Origin of the sequence: Pseudomonas shirazensis (assembly GCF_014268785.2) — a bacterium.
GTDB classification, from domain to species: Bacteria; Pseudomonadota; Gammaproteobacteria; order Pseudomonadales; family Pseudomonadaceae; genus Aquipseudomonas; species Aquipseudomonas shirazensis.
This window is the reverse complement of record NZ_JABWRD020000001.1, coordinates 315,223-330,717: the sequence shown is the minus strand read 5'-3', so window position 1 is coordinate 330,717 and position 15,495 is coordinate 315,223. Positions and strand designations below refer to the sequence as shown.

At 60.8% G+C, this 15,495-nt stretch carries 9 protein-coding genes and 1 pseudogene; 7 read left to right on the top strand and 3 right to left on the bottom strand.

Going from position 1 to position 15,495, the window contains the following annotated elements:
• The first annotated feature begins 89 nt into the window (after positions 1-89).
• Positions 90-2,012, top strand: a complete 1,923-nt coding sequence (locus HU736_RS01440; RefSeq protein ID WP_186698812.1) for an ATP-binding protein — start codon at positions 90-92, stop codon at positions 2,010-2,012.
• Here HU736_RS01440 and HU736_RS21715 read toward each other — a convergent pair.
• Positions 1,990-2,172: pseudogene (locus tag HU736_RS21715) on the bottom strand (hypothetical protein); the annotation flags it as partial. The gene HU736_RS01440 and the pseudogene HU736_RS21715 sit on opposite strands and share 23 nt — an antisense overlap.
• 201 nt (positions 2,173-2,373) lie before the next feature.
• Between HU736_RS21715 and HU736_RS01435 the strand changes: the two are divergent.
• From HU736_RS01435 to HU736_RS21995, 6 genes are all read left to right on the top strand, one after another.
• Positions 2,374-2,778: a DUF2946 family protein gene (locus tag HU736_RS01435; RefSeq protein WP_186698809.1), complete on the top strand. Its 405-nt coding sequence runs from the start codon at positions 2,374-2,376 to the stop codon at positions 2,776-2,778.
• A 79-nt stretch (positions 2,779-2,857) separates the two neighbouring features.
• Positions 2,858-4,918, top strand: a complete 2,061-nt coding sequence (locus HU736_RS01430; RefSeq protein ID WP_186698807.1) for a TonB-dependent receptor — start codon at positions 2,858-2,860, stop codon at positions 4,916-4,918.
• 349 nt (positions 4,919-5,267) lie between these two features.
• Positions 5,268-7,448 carry a type VI secretion system Vgr family protein gene (locus tag HU736_RS01425; RefSeq protein WP_186698805.1) on the top strand — a complete coding sequence of 727 codons (2,181 nt, stop codon included), beginning with the start codon at positions 5,268-5,270 and terminating at the stop codon, positions 7,446-7,448.
• Positions 7,448-8,314 (top strand): DUF4123 domain-containing protein, encoded by an 867-nt coding sequence (locus tag HU736_RS01420; protein ID WP_186698803.1) that lies wholly within the window; start codon positions 7,448-7,450, stop codon positions 8,312-8,314. Before HU736_RS01425 ends, HU736_RS01420 begins: the two co-directional genes overlap by 1 nt.
• 22 nt (positions 8,315-8,336) lie before the next feature.
• A complete protein-coding gene (locus HU736_RS01415) occupies positions 8,337-11,003 on the top strand; it encodes a T6SS effector BTH_I2691 family protein (protein ID WP_186698801.1) in 2,667 nt (888 codons plus the stop codon).
• Between the two features lie 653 nt (positions 11,004-11,656).
• The gene (locus HU736_RS21995; RefSeq protein WP_367615276.1) at positions 11,657-12,130 is read left to right on the top strand and encodes a DUF6708 domain-containing protein; all 474 of its coding nucleotides are present in this window, start codon (positions 11,657-11,659) and stop codon (positions 12,128-12,130) included.
• 23 nt (positions 12,131-12,153) lie between these two features.
• Here the strand turns inward: HU736_RS21995 and HU736_RS01405 are convergent, their stop codons facing one another.
• Both HU736_RS01405 and HU736_RS01400 read right to left on the bottom strand, forming a co-directional pair.
• Positions 12,154-12,843: a response regulator gene (locus HU736_RS01405; protein ID WP_186698797.1), complete on the bottom strand. Its 690-nt coding sequence runs from the start codon at positions 12,841-12,843 to the stop codon at positions 12,154-12,156.
• Positions 12,840-15,494 carry a DUF4118 domain-containing protein gene (locus HU736_RS01400; protein ID WP_186698795.1) on the bottom strand — a complete coding sequence of 885 codons (2,655 nt, stop codon included), beginning with the start codon at positions 15,492-15,494 and terminating at the stop codon, positions 12,840-12,842. Before HU736_RS01400 ends, HU736_RS01405 begins: the two co-directional genes overlap by 4 nt.
• Position 15,495: the final 1 nt, after the last annotated feature.

The window sequence follows — 15,495 nt, the reverse complement described above, 5'->3', positions numbered from 1 at the left end:
ATCAGTCCGGGAAAACGCCTAAAGCAGTCCTTTAGCGCTATACACGCCCTGTTACCTGCATGCCTGGCTACCACTGTTCGGAGTGTTTTTTGACCCGTTTGCCTAGATTGACCGCCGCTGCCCTGCTGCGCCTGGAGCGCAAGCAGCTCTCGCCTGCACTGCGCTACCTGGGCACCGTAGTGGTGGTCGTGGCGTGCGCTTACGCGCGAGCGCAACTGCCCGCTACAGCCTTGCCCTACCTGTTCTTCATTCCGGGGCTGATGTTCATCGGCTTCTGGTTTGGCGCGGGGCCAGCGGTACTGGGATGCATCATGGCAGTGCTGACGGCACAATATTGCTTCATCGGGCCGGTCGGCTTTGGCGCCGACTGGACCGACTGGATCAACAGCCTGAGTTTTGGCCTGGTCACGCTGGGAATGGCAGTGGTGTGCGCGCTGTTTCGGCGCAGCATCAGAGCACTGGACCGGCTCAATCAAAACCTTGAGGACGAAGTCGAGCGGCGTACCGATGAGCGCGATGACATCTGGAAACTGTCCCCCGACCTGATCTGCACCTTGTCGGCACAGGGTGAAGTGCTGGCGATGAACCCGGCCTGGCAGGCCGAGACCGGCTGGACCGAGCAGCAGCTCAAAGATGGCGCGTTCTACAGCTATATTTCGCCTGCGCAATTATCCGACGCCGTGCGCAACCTGCATGATCGACAGATTGCCGAGCTCGACACGCAAAGCGTACGCAGCAACGGCCAGCCTCTGCTGCTCAACTGGCGTATCACCGGCCGCCAGGGTCGGTTTTTTGCCGTGGCCCGCGATGTCACACTGTACCGCGAGCGCCAGCTGGCCTTCGATCAAGTCCGTTCGCAGCTGCAGCAGAGTCAGAAAATGGAGTCGCTGGGGCAATTGACCGGAGGCTTAGCCCATGACTTCAACAACCTGTTGACGATCATCAGCGGCAGCCAGGACATGATCGAACAACGCATCGCCCAAGGCCGCCTGTCAGGGATCGAGCGCTATGTCACCCTCGCCCGAAACGCCACGCTACGAGCCAGTTCACTGACCCATCGGCTGCTGGCGTATGCCAGAAAACAGCCTTTGGTTGCTGCAAGCGTCGATCCGGCGGTGTTGATAAAGAACATGGAAGAGTTGATTGCGCGCACGCTGACGCCGCTGATCAACATCGAACTGCTTGCCCCTGGCGCACCCACGCTGTGCCACTGTGATGCCCACCAACTCGAGAACGCCCTGCTCAACCTGTGCATCAACGCGCGTGACGCAATGCCTCAAGGCGGCAGGCTGCGAATCGAGGTCAGTACGCTGGCGCTGACCGACCCGGGCGCTCTGCATGTGCAAGCGGGTGACTATGTACGGATCTGCGTGGCGGACACCGGCATGGGCATGCCGGCGAGCATCGTCGAGCGCGCGCTGGAGCCGTTTTTCACCACCAAACCGCTGGGCTCCGGGACCGGGCTTGGGCTGTCGATGGTCGAGGACTTCGCACGCCAGGCCGGCGGGGCTGTTCGTATTGAGTCAGAGCTGGGCAAAGGCACCGCGGTGTGCCTGTTCCTGCCGGTTCACGAAGGCAGCGCCCCTGTAGCGAAAGACCTGCAGGCAACTCTGCAGCCAGCGGCAGCCAGCAGCAGTCGCGGTACGGCGATGGTCATCGACGATGAAGTTGCCATTCGTGAGCTGGTAGGTGAAGCCCTGCACGAGGCTGGTTTTGAAGTGGCTGAAATGCCCAGCGCTGATCAGGTCGTGCAGCGTATCGCCGAGTTGCCTGATCTGAAGCTGATCGTTACTGACCTGATCTTGCCCGGTGGCAGCAGCGGACACAAAATCGCCGAAGCCGCCTGGGCAGTACGGCCAACACTCAAGGTGCTGTTCATCTCAGGTTGCGTAGATACCGCGAACGGCAGCCCTGAGCGGCAGGAGCAGTCGCGGTTGCTGGCCAAACCGTTCACCATCGAGCAGCTCAGGGCCAGCGTTGAGCATTTGCTCAACTCACCGGCTGGCGCTTAGCCTGTTTGCAGCTGTCGAGCCACTCGCTGTACGTCAGCTCCCAGATCTCGGTCTGCATCGGCCCGCTCACATAATCCCCATCGTGCCTGGCTACCAGGCGCATGCCCTCGTGTAGCGAAACCTTGCGAGAGGCGTGGTTGACGACCGCTTTGGGCACTTGGCGTTTGCTCCAGGGCACAGCCGATGCCGGCAGGCATGATTGTCTGCGCAGTGGTCGCCTGTGTCGAGCGCTCGACGCCTGGCTTTGCATGGAGCATGCCTGCACCAATCGCGCTCACCCGTGACAACATAGCGCATCAAGACACTTTTACAGGCCCAGCCAGATGCGGCTTAATGCGCGCCTACTTTTCTGGTAACGCCGATGCGGTCACGCCTGCACCCTTACCTCTTGCTACTCGCCTGTTGCGCAGTGTTGTTCAACCTGCTGGCGATGCCGCTCGAGCGTGCCCTGCGTGAGCCCGCCCTGGATGAATCGCTGATCTTCGGCAGCTTCTGCAGCCTGCATGGCGGGCAGAATTTGCCCAGGTCGGTGCTGGCGCAACTCAAGCTGGAGTTGCCAGACTTCTCCGGGCACGGCGAGATCAAGCCCCAGGCCGGTGATTGCTGCTGTGGCCATACCGGCCAAGCGGCGCTGCCAGGCGCCTACTTCAAACACCTGTTGCCACGCTTCTGGTCAGACGCCCTGTTGCTCGGCCAGCGGCCGGAGTTGCCGCTGCCGCGCCAGCAGTGGCCGAACCTCACCCCACGCGCCCCGCCGCTGACCTGAATCGTCGCCAAGCAAATGATCGTGCGCGCGAACTGCGCAGCACGGTCGTCTCCGACTTTTCTGTCAGGAACCTTTATTCATGCCTGCGTACCTTCGTACTGCACGTAGCGTCGTGCCCGTGCTTGCCATTACCTGTGCCGCCACGCTCTGCCCACTGTCCCAAGCCATTGCTCAGGCTGTGCCTACCGACAATTCCACCCTGACTCTCGGCGCCGTTACCGTCTCCGGCACCAGTAGCGGGCCGCTGGCGACCAGCAGTGTGCTCAGTTCAGTAGATATTCTTGGCGGCGACATTCTCGAGAAAATGCCCGTTGCCTACAGCTGGGAGCTGTTCAACCGTGCACCGGGCGTGATGCTCACCGGCTTCAACCAAGGCACCACCTCGGGCAAGTTGTCGTTTCGCGGCTTCAATGGGGAAGGCGAAGTCAACGCCGTAAAGCTGCTGATCGACGGCATCCCGAGCAATACCAATGACGGCAACATGCCCTTCATCGACTCGGTATTCCCGCTGGACATCGACAGCGTCGAGGTCGTGCGCGGTACCAGCGATCCGCGCTATGGCCTCAACAACATCGCCGGCAACGTCAATATCAACACTCGCAGCGGCGGCAACTACAACAAGGCGCGCCTGCGCTACGGCAGCTTCAATACCCGCGAAGTGCAACTGGCCAAGGGCATCGAAACCAGCAACTGGACGCAGAACTACTTCTTCGCCCGCCAGCAGGTCGACGGCTACCGCGAGCATGCAGATACCGAGCGCTACAGCTTCAGCGGCAAGTGGTTCTATACCCCCGACGACGGCAGCTACCGTCTCGGCCTTAGCGCCCGCCATTACGAAGCCGACGCACAGGAAGCGGGTTACTTGAGCGAAGCCGATGCCCGCCAGCACCCGCGCTTGAGCAACGACTTCAACGCCAGCGACAAAGGCACCCGGCGCATGAACCAGCTCAGCGTGCACTTCGACACCGACCTGGCCGAGACCCTCGCCTGGTCGGCCAAGACCTACCTGAATACTTTCGATGATCGGCGCTGGACCCAGTACTGGCGCACCAGCGCGCAGCAAGAGCGTGATGCCTATGAAACCCAGTACGGCGCCCTCACCTCGCTGACCTGGCGACCAGAAGTGGACTGGCTGCACAGCTTTGCCCTGGAAGGCGGCAGCGACGTGCAGAAGCAGAACAACCGCAGCGAGCGCTATCGCACCGTCCAGCGCGTACGCCAAGCACAGACCCGCGACCAGGACTTCGATTTCAACACGGTCGGCGCTTACGTGCAGGCCGAGATCGAACCGTTCGAGTCGCTGAAGATCGTGCCGGCCTATCGCGTCGACAAGATCAGCGGCGACTTCACCAACCAACTCACCGGGCAAACCTCCGACATCAACGACTACGGGCTGATCAAGCAACCCAAGCTCAGTGTGGTCTATTCGCCCTGGAAGTACGCCAGCCTTTACGCCAACTGGGGCCGCACGTTCCAGGTCGGCAGCGGCGCTGCGGCCTACAAGGTGCCGCCGCGCAATGAAGACCTGCAACCGTCGATCAACGAAGGCGGGGAAACCGGCATGAAGTTCACCCCCGCCAGCTGGGTTGATGGCCGCGTCGCCTACTGGCGCCAGGACGCCACCGGCGAAGTCAGCCGCCGCCTCAACGACCCCAGCGGGGAGTCCGACAACGTTGGTGAAACCCGCCGCTGGGGTTACGACCTGCAGGTCAACCTGCACCCGGACGAACGCACCGAAGTGTGGGCTTCGTATTCATGGCAATACTCGAAAATCCTCGAGCCGAGTAGCGCCTTGCCACAGAGTAAAGGCAAGGAAATTGACCATGTTCCGCATCATTTGTGGAATACCGGTATCAGTTACCAGGCGACGCAAGCGTTGCAGTTGACTGCGTGGATGAATGGGCAGACCAACTACTATCTTGAGCGGGAAAACACTCAAGGTACGTATGGCGGTTATGTGTTGATGAATATCGGCGCGACTTACACGTTCACCGAGACGTTGAGCGTTGACCTGCAGCTCAAGAACCTCACCGACCGTTATTACGAATATGCCTGGTATGACCCGGATGGGGCTAAAGACTCACTGCACTCGCCTGGTGATGGGCGAGCGTCGTATGCGGGGTTGACGGTCGACTTCTAGGAAAGAAATTGGAACTGACGGGAGTGGCCTGCAAAGGCAGCTTCCGAACTTCGGTCCTTGATGACGCATGCGCTCTCAGGTTCTGCAATTTTTAATTGACGTTAGCTATGTGTAACTGCCGCCCTACTGCCTGTAGTGCCTACGACTTAAACTCAGCTAGCAAAAAACGGAAACATTCAAAAGTTTCATCTTCGGAAATATCCTACAAGACTTTAGGAAGCAAAAAATTCCCAGCAAAACAATTCCTCGTTAATGTTCAGCCCCAGCTTTCACGCTCGTGGCCATGACGAATCAACCAGCTCTGTGCACTAAAGCGGCGCAGCTATCTGGTAGACGAGGAAACATCAATATGCCCAGTCAATCCGATCTACGTTTCAGCTTTCAGCCGCTCGCGGGCAAAGCGACCTTCGAAGTCATGTCGTTCATTCTCGAAGAAGCAGTCAGCAGCCCTTTCCGCTTGAGTCTTGAGCTGATCAGTCATCAAGATGAGCTCGACTTCAAACAACTGCTTGATCAGCCTGTCCTGTTCACCCTGTGGCGCGGCGAGCATCCGTTACGCTACGTACACGGGTTGGTCAGCAGCTTCAGCCAGGGTGAAACCGGGTTCTACCGCACTCGTTACCGCGCAGTGGTCGAGCCCCAATTGGCCCGAGCCGGCCTGCGCTCGAACTGGCGCATCTTCCAACATAAAAGCGTCGTACAGATCCTCGAAGTCATGCTTGAACGACAGGGCATCACGCAGTACCAGTTGGGCACCAGTTTCGAGCATCAGGTTCGCGAGTTTTGCGTCCAGGCAGGCGAGACCGACCTGGACTTCATCGCTCGCCTGGCAGCTGAAGAAGGCTTCGTCTACCGCTTTGAACACACCCCGCAGCACCACCGCTTGCTGATCACCGATCGCCTGCTGGCGTTGGGCTTGATCAGCGCCGGTGCGATCAAGCAAGAGGAGAACGACCGCGCGCCTCGGGAAGATGAACCTGAAGACCCCATTGGGGTGCTCTACCACTCACTTAGCGGAGGTGATCAAGCACAACCTTGCCTGCGCCGTTTTGAATATAGCGAGCAGATCCGCAGCAACCGGCAGGTACAGCGCGACTATACCTTCACCAACCCTCGCTACCGCCAGGAACACTTCGCCACGCCTTACGACGCCGTAGCCAATGCCACGGTCTACCAGCGCTTCGACTACCCGGGACGCTACAAGCGTGATATCGCCGGCAAGCCCTTTACCGAAACCCGCGCCAACGCACTGCGCCACGATGCGCGATTGGCTCACGTCGCTGGCGATGACGCGCGCCTGCAACCCGGCTTGAGCTTCAATCTGATCGAGCACCCCCGGGCAAGTCTTAATGTGCATTGGCGCGTCATCAGTGCGCGGCACGAGGGCACCCAGTTCACCAGTTTCGAAGAAGAAAGTGCTGGCGCCGAGCGAGGCACTGAATACAAACAGGCAGCAGTGCTTGTTCCGGGACGAGTCGAATGGCGCCCGGAGTCTTTGCCCAGGCCACGTGTCGACGGCCCGCACATGGCCACCGTGGTCGGCCCTGCAGGTGAAGAGATCTACTGCGACGAATGGGGCCGAGTCAAGGTCAGCTTTCCCTGGGATCGCGAGAGCCGTGATAACGAATTCAGCTCCTGCTGGGTGCGCGTGTCACAAGGCTGGGCCGGTGGTAGCTGGGGCTCGATGGCGATCCCGCGGATCGGCCAGGACGTTATCATCCAGTACGTCAACGGCGATCCTGACCAGCCGATGATCACCGGCCGCACGTACTGCGGTAATCAGCTGCCGCCCTATGACCTGCCAGAACACAAGACGCGCATGACCATCAAGAGTCAGACCCACAAGGGTCGGGGCTTCAATGAACTGCGCTTCGAGGACGAGCTAGACCGCCAGGAGGTTTTCATTCATGCCGAGCGCGATCAGAACAACGTCGTCAAGCACGATGAAACCACTTCGGTCGGCAACGATCGCAGCGAACGGATCGGGCGCGATGAAACCCTGTCGGTCGGCCAGGACCGTCGCGAGTACATTGCCCGCAACGAAAGCCTGACCATCGGCCAGGACCGCCAGCACGAGATCGGCAACAACGACAGCCTAAGCATTGGTCACAGCCAAACTGTGGTCATCGGCCAGGACCGGATCGAGTCCGTCGGCAATCACCGTCAGGACACCATCAAAGCCAATCACCTGGTCAACATTGGGGGCCACCACCAACAGGTCGTCAGTGGCCACAGCACCCTGCAAACCGGCGAGGCGATCCGCCACACCACCAGAACCTATGAAATTCAGGTCACCGAGAGTCTGACCATAACCAGCCCTGCCGGCCAGCTGCGGGTAGATGGCGCAGGCATCACCCTGAATGGCGTCGGCTTGACCTTCAAAGGGCCGATCGCCCAGCAGCCGCAGGGTAGCCAGCACACCACCTCAGCCAACGGGGTAGCCGAGCCTGGCGAGCCAATTTGCCTAAGTTGCTTGCTCAAGGCCATCGCCGATGGCCACAACCTGGTCCGAATGGAGGGTGCTTACTGATGCAAATGCCACCAGACAAAGAATTTGTTGAACAACTGCGCATTTCCAGTCGCTACCGCCTAAGCGGCATCATCGAGATGGCCAGACTCACACCGGCCGCCCGCGAAAAACTGATGCGGATGTATGGCGATTGCGGCTGGCCGCTGTTGCAGCAAGCTCAGTTCAGTAATCTGCGTGACCGCGGCCCATGGCTGTTCGGTGCAAGAGCCGACTACGGCGTCACCTTTCAACACAGCTTTATGGACAACGTGGCCAGGGTCGCGTCGATAGCAGTCTGCGGCTGGATCGTCAGCGCCCTGCAGCCCGCGCAACTGCTCACCCATCTAAGCCAGGCCAATATAGCCGTTGCTGCAGATGGTCATCGCTACCTGTTGCGTTGGCATACTGCTACCGCGCTGCGCACGCTGGACAAACGCCGCGACCTGCCGGGTGTCAGCGAATGGCTGGCGCCGATTCAGCGCTGGTGGTTCGCAGAGCCCACCCCTACCGGTACGGTATGGCCGTCGATTGCCGGCGCTGATCGCCCATCTTCTGCCGCCACGCCACCCCTCGTTCTCGACCAAGCCTTCTGCCTGGCCCTGGCCGGCGACCCACTGAGCTATCAGATCGCCGAAATGACGAAGAAGCAGTACACCTGTCCCAAGCTGAGCAACGAGTGCCACGGCACACGCCTGGGCCTGATCCAGCACTTCCTGGCAGAAGCCCGCAGGCAGGGCCTGAGCCGCGACGATGACTTGATCGTCTATGTCCTGTTGATCGCCCGCTACGGTGCTGCCATCAGCGAACTGCAAGACTGGGCTGACGCGGTGGCACAGACCCGCGATGAACACTCCTCGCTCCACGACAATATTCAGGCTCGCCTGTAGATAGCCAAACTGAGGCCTCCCCTTGAACTCACTCGTCGAAACACTCGCGTTATGCCAACGAATCAACTCGGGCTACAAGCCAGCTCTGTCCAACAGCCCGGTCGCCAACTGCACCCGACGCTTCGAACTGCTGCCATTACGCTATGCCGCAATTGGTGGCAACCCGGCTCAGCGCGCGCTATTGCCGCAACTACCCGGCCATCTGAGCCCTTTTCAGGACGTCGGCGAGCTACAGCACTCCACCTATGCCATACGCCCGCTGCGCGAAGGTTTTTTCTACCTGCTGTTCAAACGCCGCAGCGCATCAGCCCATGAGTGGCACAGCCAGTACCGCGTTGCCGCCAACGGTTCGCTGCAGTACATCAGCGCCGATGCGCCGTGGGCTGCGCCGATGGCGAGCAACCTGGAAGAGATGATCCGCAGTTTCGGCTGGACCATCACCCTGCACGATCTGGATGATATCGAGGAGCTACGCCCGCTATACAGTCCATCACCGCTGACGCCGCGCATGCTCGACAACTACCGGCTGCTTGAGACCGAGTACCGCAACAACTTGCCTGCGATTGACATCGCCCAACTCATTCAGCCAGCTGAGGCGCCCCACCAAGCCCATGTGATCAAACACGATCAGCTGGACTGGGTGGTTGACTTCAAGGCTGCGGGTCAGCCCGAGCTCCAGGCACTGCTGGATTTGCAGCCCTTCAACTACAACCAGATCGTTTCGCGGCATGCCTCTCACCAAGCCCTGGCGCCAGCGGTCAACCAGGTCAAGCCGCGCGGCGCTGCGATCGTCATCGCCGATGCCATTGGCATTACTCAAGAGCTCAACGCCTGGCGCAACGCGGCAGTTGACGAAGTGAAAAGCAACTGGCTGCAGCGCACCGTCGAACCGGGGGTAGACAATGAGCGCCGGCTGCTGGTGGCGCAGTCATTTCTGGAGGTGGCCAAGCTCTACCCACAGATGATGGCCGAGAACATCGTTCAGACCAAGCTCATGGCCAAGGAAGCGCACCTAAGCTCCATGGCCTTGGTTGAGCACCATACCTCTGCAAATCCGGTTAGCCCGGAAGAGCACCACCAACGCATGGAACCTCAGATGCGGCGGTATGAACAAGAGCTGCGCGCCGAGGTACAAGGGCGTCTGGACAACGGCGAGTTCGAGAACAAATTCAATGAAAAGTATGGCCCCTTGGTGGATGGCAAGGCCATGCGCAGCCAGGTTCAGCGTTTTGAGGAGGTGATGCAACACGCGCAACAGATAGCAGAAGAGCGCAGCCTTGATCATTGCCTCTGGGTGCAAGATGATCGCCTTTTGCAGGCCCTTGATAGTTACGACACCCAGGATCTGATCAGCGGCCTGGCATTTGCCGAGCAGACCGGCCAGTGCGTGATCGGTATGGAACTAAGCGATCTGGGCAGCAGAGTGCTCGACCGATGCTGGCACGGTAGATGGCTGCACCCCAGCAACCTGATCATGCGCGCCCTCTGCTACAACCAGGACGACATCCGCGAAGAACTTGCCGCACTGCTTGAAGCCGCCAAAGCTGCTCCCGCAACGCAATCGTCCCTTGAAGTGCCCGAAGCCGTCACCAAACAAGCACTTGCTGCCGCCAGCGCCTTTGACCGCGTCAACACACTCTACGAGCAACTGCAAAGCCAAAGCGCCGCCGCCAGCATCGGCCTGTACGCATGGTTTGTTCTCCTCGGCCGCCAAGTACTGCGTACTGCGGCACCCAACAGCGTCGACCGCGCACTGCACCATGGCCTGCGCCTGACCCTGTTTGCTTCGGTTCACCAAACAGCGGTTGAAGTTCGTCTTGGCGATGCAGCACGCAGCGGTCACGCAGTGAACCCGCAACGCAGCGGCGGCCAGGTTGCGCGTTATCTGGATCAGGCATGGGCAGAGGGCTTGGTACAGGCCAACCGCAGCGACTTCTACAAAGTCCGCGCGTCCGCGGTAATTTGCCTGTTGGAAGGGATGCTGATGGCGAACAAGGCACAGCAACTGCCAGACAGCAGCACTCGGGTTAAAGCAGAGATGCTGGCAATGGCTATGACAACCGCCGCGGCCGGGTTTGAAATAGGTGCCAGTTATGTGGATCAGGTGCTGGCGAAGTATGGCGGCAGTAGTGTGACTGGAAGGGGTGCGGCAGTGACGCTGGGGCGCTTGAAGCTTTGGGGTGCGAGTTTAGCTGGTATGGGCGGATTGATGATCTCGTGGTGGGATTTTGTAGACATGCGAACACACCATCAGGAGGCACTTGGGGCATCGTCGACTGAGATAGAAGCCCGCGCGAGGATATTGGTGACGGCATATGCTACGCGGGGAGCGGCCACGGTTACGCTTTCTTTTGCAGAGCTGGGCACTGCCATCGCTATAGCCCGCCCACTTTTTGATTACCTTTCCCGCAACAGCACAAGCAAATTCGTTCGTTACCTAGCTAGTGGGATGAGCGGATTGGCATCTAAACTTGGCTCCCAAGCCACACGTCTCTTTCTCGTCCGTATGATTCTGGGTGGATTCTGGATTGGGTTCTTTGTAACGGTCATCATTATCATTTTCGATGATGATGCTCTCGAGAAGTGGTGCAAGCGCTCAATTTACCGAAAAATATCTACCTCCTTGACTGTCTATGATGAGACCAAGGAGCTGACAGAACTCTTTGAAGCGCTTCAAGGAGTTGTTTAATGTACCTAATCGAGTGGACCTGGTGGAAAGCGCTCCAAAAATCAGCAATTAACGACACAGACCTTTGTATTACTTCGCCCCACCCAGGCAACAATCACCGACCGTATCAAAGCGACTTGGACGATTTGCATTTTGAATCAGTCAGCGAGCGTCCTATACCACCACACCCCATGTACACATACAATGCATTCCACATGGATATACGCTGTGGGGGATCAGAAGAAAAACGAGGAATAATAACTATCATGACGCTGGCCGGCATATTACCTGTCATCTACGCGACGACCGCTTCAGCCGCTACCTTCGCGTACATGGACATTGTAAAACCTCACACATCTTCAACTATTTCAGTCCTTCTAACTTTCGTAATGACAGCATTCAGCGGGATTGTAAACTACATCTACTTTAGGTATGGGTTTCAAGTAACTCGACTTGAATCTTTTACTACTCGAAACTTGCTGATACGTTTCAACCGGGCAACACAGCAAGTCCACTTGCATCGCCCCAAGAGCTGCGGAGGCATCGTCACATTCCCTTGGCGGACAACGGGTAGTAGCGCAATTGATCCGCGGGACGATCACACCAGCCTAGGGATGCGGCAAGTCTTGCATTGGCAACCCGCACTCACGGGCCTGCCACATCTGGAAATAGCCATGATCGGCAAACAAGGCCACGGTGGCAGCGAACTGCGTGATCAATGGGAATTCATTCGTAGGTACATGGAAGAAGGCCCGGAGTCCCTCCCCCGCCCTCGCCTGAGCACCCAGCTGCCTTCCCCCATCCAGGCATTCAGTGCACAGTTTGAAGGCCTGGGTCGGTTCTTCCGTAACAGCAGCTGGTTGTTCAAAGTCATCCTGCTTTTAATCTGGCCAGCCTTCCTCATCTTAGGCACCGCGCACTGGGTCAGCCTGATGCTGTGCTGGCGCCCCCGCTGGCCCAAGGTTATCCGCGAAGCAGGGCGTCCCGGCAAACCAGTGCCTCCTCTCACGACCCTGGCTGACTACCCACCCAAGGTGCAGGAAAGGCTCCTGGCCAACGCCGACCGCTGGAAACTCAAACCCGGCAAGCGCCCGCAAGAGAAACCCCACACCCCAGGTAAACGCAAGCCCAAAGCCGTAGCAGAATGACGTTTGCTAACTCGATAGCTACGCTATTGCACCAACAACCGATACCCCACCCCAGGCTCAGTCACGATAAACCGTGGCGCAGTAGGGTCATCGCCCAGCTTCTGCCGCACATGCGCAACCACGATCCGCAGGTAGTGCGTATCGTCGACGTGGGTCGGCCCCCAGATATCCTTGAGCAGTTGCTGCTGGGTGATCACTCGCCCGGGCTGCCCGGCCAGTTGCGCCAACAGTGCGTACTCCTTGCGGGTCAGCGCTATTTCGCTGCCATCAAGGGTCACGCGGCGGTAGGCGAAGTCCACCAGCAGCGGCCCGAAGCTGGCACTGGCCTGGGCGGCGCTACCCTGTGGCCCGTGGCGCAACAGGGCGCGAATGCGGGCGAGAAACTCCTGAATGCCGAACGGTTTGGTGACGTAGTCGTTGGCGCCGCCATCCAGGGCATCTACCTTTTGCAGCTCGCTGGCACGCACCGACAGCACCATCACCGGCACCGAGCTCCACTCGCGCAATTCGCGCAGCACCTGCTGGCCGTCCATGTCTGGCAGGCCGAGGTCGAGCACGATCAGGTCGGGTTTGGCCAAGGCCGCCTGGGCCAGGCCTTCGCCGCCGGTGGCGGCTTCGATGACCTTGTAGCCTTGCGAGCTCAGACTGATGCGCAAGAACTTGCGAATCTGCGGTTCGTCGTCAATGACCAGCAAGGTGGCGGTTTGGCTCATGAGTCCTGGCTTTCGGCGGTGGGCTGTGGGGGCAATGGCAAGCATAGAGTGATGCAGGTGCCGTGGCCATCGATGCCGTCAGCCACCTGGATGCTGCCGCCGTGGGCGCCGATCATGCCCTGGCAGATGGCCAGGCCGAGGCCGGTGCCCTGCCCGCCGCGGTCGCCGCGGGCGGCGGTGTAGAACATGTCGAAGATCTTTTCGCGTTCAGCTTCGGGGATGCCGGGGCCTTGATCGCTGACGGCCAGGCACAGTTGCTCATCACGCACGTCGACCTGCAGTTGCAGGCGGCCATCTGGGGGTGAAAAGCGCGCGGCGTTTTCCAGCACGTTGACCAGCGCCTGTTCGATCAAGGCGGCATGCACGAACAGCAGCGGCAGCTCGCTCGGCACCTCGGTGCTGACCCGCAGCGGCGCCAGCACCACGCGCAGGCGCTGCAGGGCGCTGGCGACGATATCGGCCGGGGCCACCCAGTCACGCGCAAGCTTGAGACTGCCGTGACCGAGGCGGGTCATGTCGAGCAGATTCTGGATGTAGCGGTCGAGGCGCTCGGCTTCATCGCGGGTGCCTTCGAGCAATTCGCGGCGGTCGTCGGGCGGGATAGCATCGCCAAGCGCAAGCAGGCTATCGATGCCGCCGCGCATAGCGGTCAGCGGTGTGCGCAGGTCGTGTGACACCGAGGCCAGCAAGGCGCTGCGCAGCTGTTCGGTTTCGCCGTGCAGCCGCGCAGCTTCGAGTTGTTCGCCGAGGCGCGCACGGGCCAGGGCTTGCGCCAGCGGTTGGGCCAGCGCCATCAGCAGGCGTCGGCGCTGGGCTGTGAGGGCCGTGCTGTCACCTGGACGTACGCCGAGCAGGGCCAGCGGTTGCTCATCGACCAACAGCGGCCACCACCACCAGCGACCATTGGGCAAGGTGTCGCTGCCGTGGCCAGCGGCCTGGCCGTACTGCCAGGCCCAGTCAGCGGCAGCGCGCTCGGTGTCGCTCAAGCCGGGCATCTGGCCGTTGGCAGCTTGCAGCAGACCTTCGCTACCTCGCTCGAGCAGGCATACGTGCAGATCCTGCCAGCCGTCGAGGTGCTGGCTGGCGGCGCTGAATACTGCCTGGCGGTCGGTGGCGACGGTGAGCTTGCGTGACAGGTCGAGCAGTTGACTGGTCTGCGCCTGGGTCTCGCGCAAGGCCTGCAACTGGCGCCGCTGGCGCGCGGCGAGGTTGCCGGTGAGCGCGGCCATCAGCAGGAAGAACACCAGCGTCAGCACATCCTCTTCGCGTTGGATGCTCAGAGAGAAGTTGGGCGGGATGAACAGAAAGTCATAGCTGACAAACGACAGCACCGCGCACGCCAGCGCCGGACCGAGGCTGCTGCGCACCGCCACCAGCAGCACGGCGGCGAGAAATACCAGCGAGATATTCGGCAGCGCCAGCACGCTGGAGACCGCCCAGGCCAGGCCTGCGGCAAGCGCAGTGGCGAGCAGCGCCAGCAGATAGTGCCGCCAGATCCACACCCGCTTCGCCGCCGTGCGCGGTGCGGGTGGCTGCGCCTCGCGGTCGAGCACGTTGATTTCCAGGCCGTGGTTTTCGCGCAGCAGCCGCGCAGCGACACCGGCGCCGAACAGACGCCGGCGCAGACGATCACGCGACTGCCCCACCAGCACCAGGCTGGCACGGCGCTCGGCGGCATGCTGGAGCAAGGTCCTCGCGACTTCGCCGGCGCGCAACAGCACTACCTCGCCGCCCAGCCGCTCAGCCAGTTGCTGCGCGCTTTGCAGACGCTGGCGGGCGCTTTCGTCGCGCAGCTTGCCGTTGTCGACATGCACCAGGCTCCACGGCAAATGCCGGCGCTGGGCCACGCGGCAGGCGTGGCGGACCAGCCGCTCGGCTTGCTGATCGCCGTCGACGCCGACCAGCAAGCGACCACGCAGGGCCGGCGCTTCCTGGCCAAGCTGGCGGTAGCCGTGGGCCAGGTCGGCATCCACCTGCGCCGCAGCGGTGTGCATGGCCAGCTCCCGCAGGGCACTGAGGTTGGTCTGCGAGAAGAACGCATCGATGGCGGCGCGGGCCTGCTCGGGCACGTAGACCTTACCTTCGCGCAGGCGCTGCAGCAGTTCGCGCGGGGGCAGGTCGATCAGCACCAGTTCGAAGGCCTCCTGCAGCACCCAGTCGGGCAGGGTTTCGCGGACCTGCACACCGGTGATGTCGCGAACCTTGTCGTTGAGGCTTTCCAGATGCTGCACGTTGACCGTGGTGTAGACATCGATGCCGGCCGCGAGCAGCTCCTGCACATCCTGCCAGCGCTTGGCATGGCGGCTGTTGGGGGCGTTGCTGTGGGCCAGTTCGTCGACCAGAGCCAGCTCGGGACTGGCGCGCAGCAAGCCGTCGAGGTCCATTTCCTCAAGAGTGACGCCCCGGTATTGGCTGCGCAGCAGCGGCTGCTGGAGCAAGCCGCCGAGCAGCGCCTCGGTCTCGGCCCGGCCGTGGGTTTCGACCACCCCGGCCACCACCTGCACCCCTTGGCGCTGCTGGGCGTGGGCGGCCTGGAGCATGGCGAAGGTCTTGCCCACGCCGGGCGCTGCACCGAGAAATACCTTGAGCCGGCCACGCCCGGCGCGCGGCAGGTTGGCCAACAGCGCGTCGGCGCGGGCAGAGTCACTCATG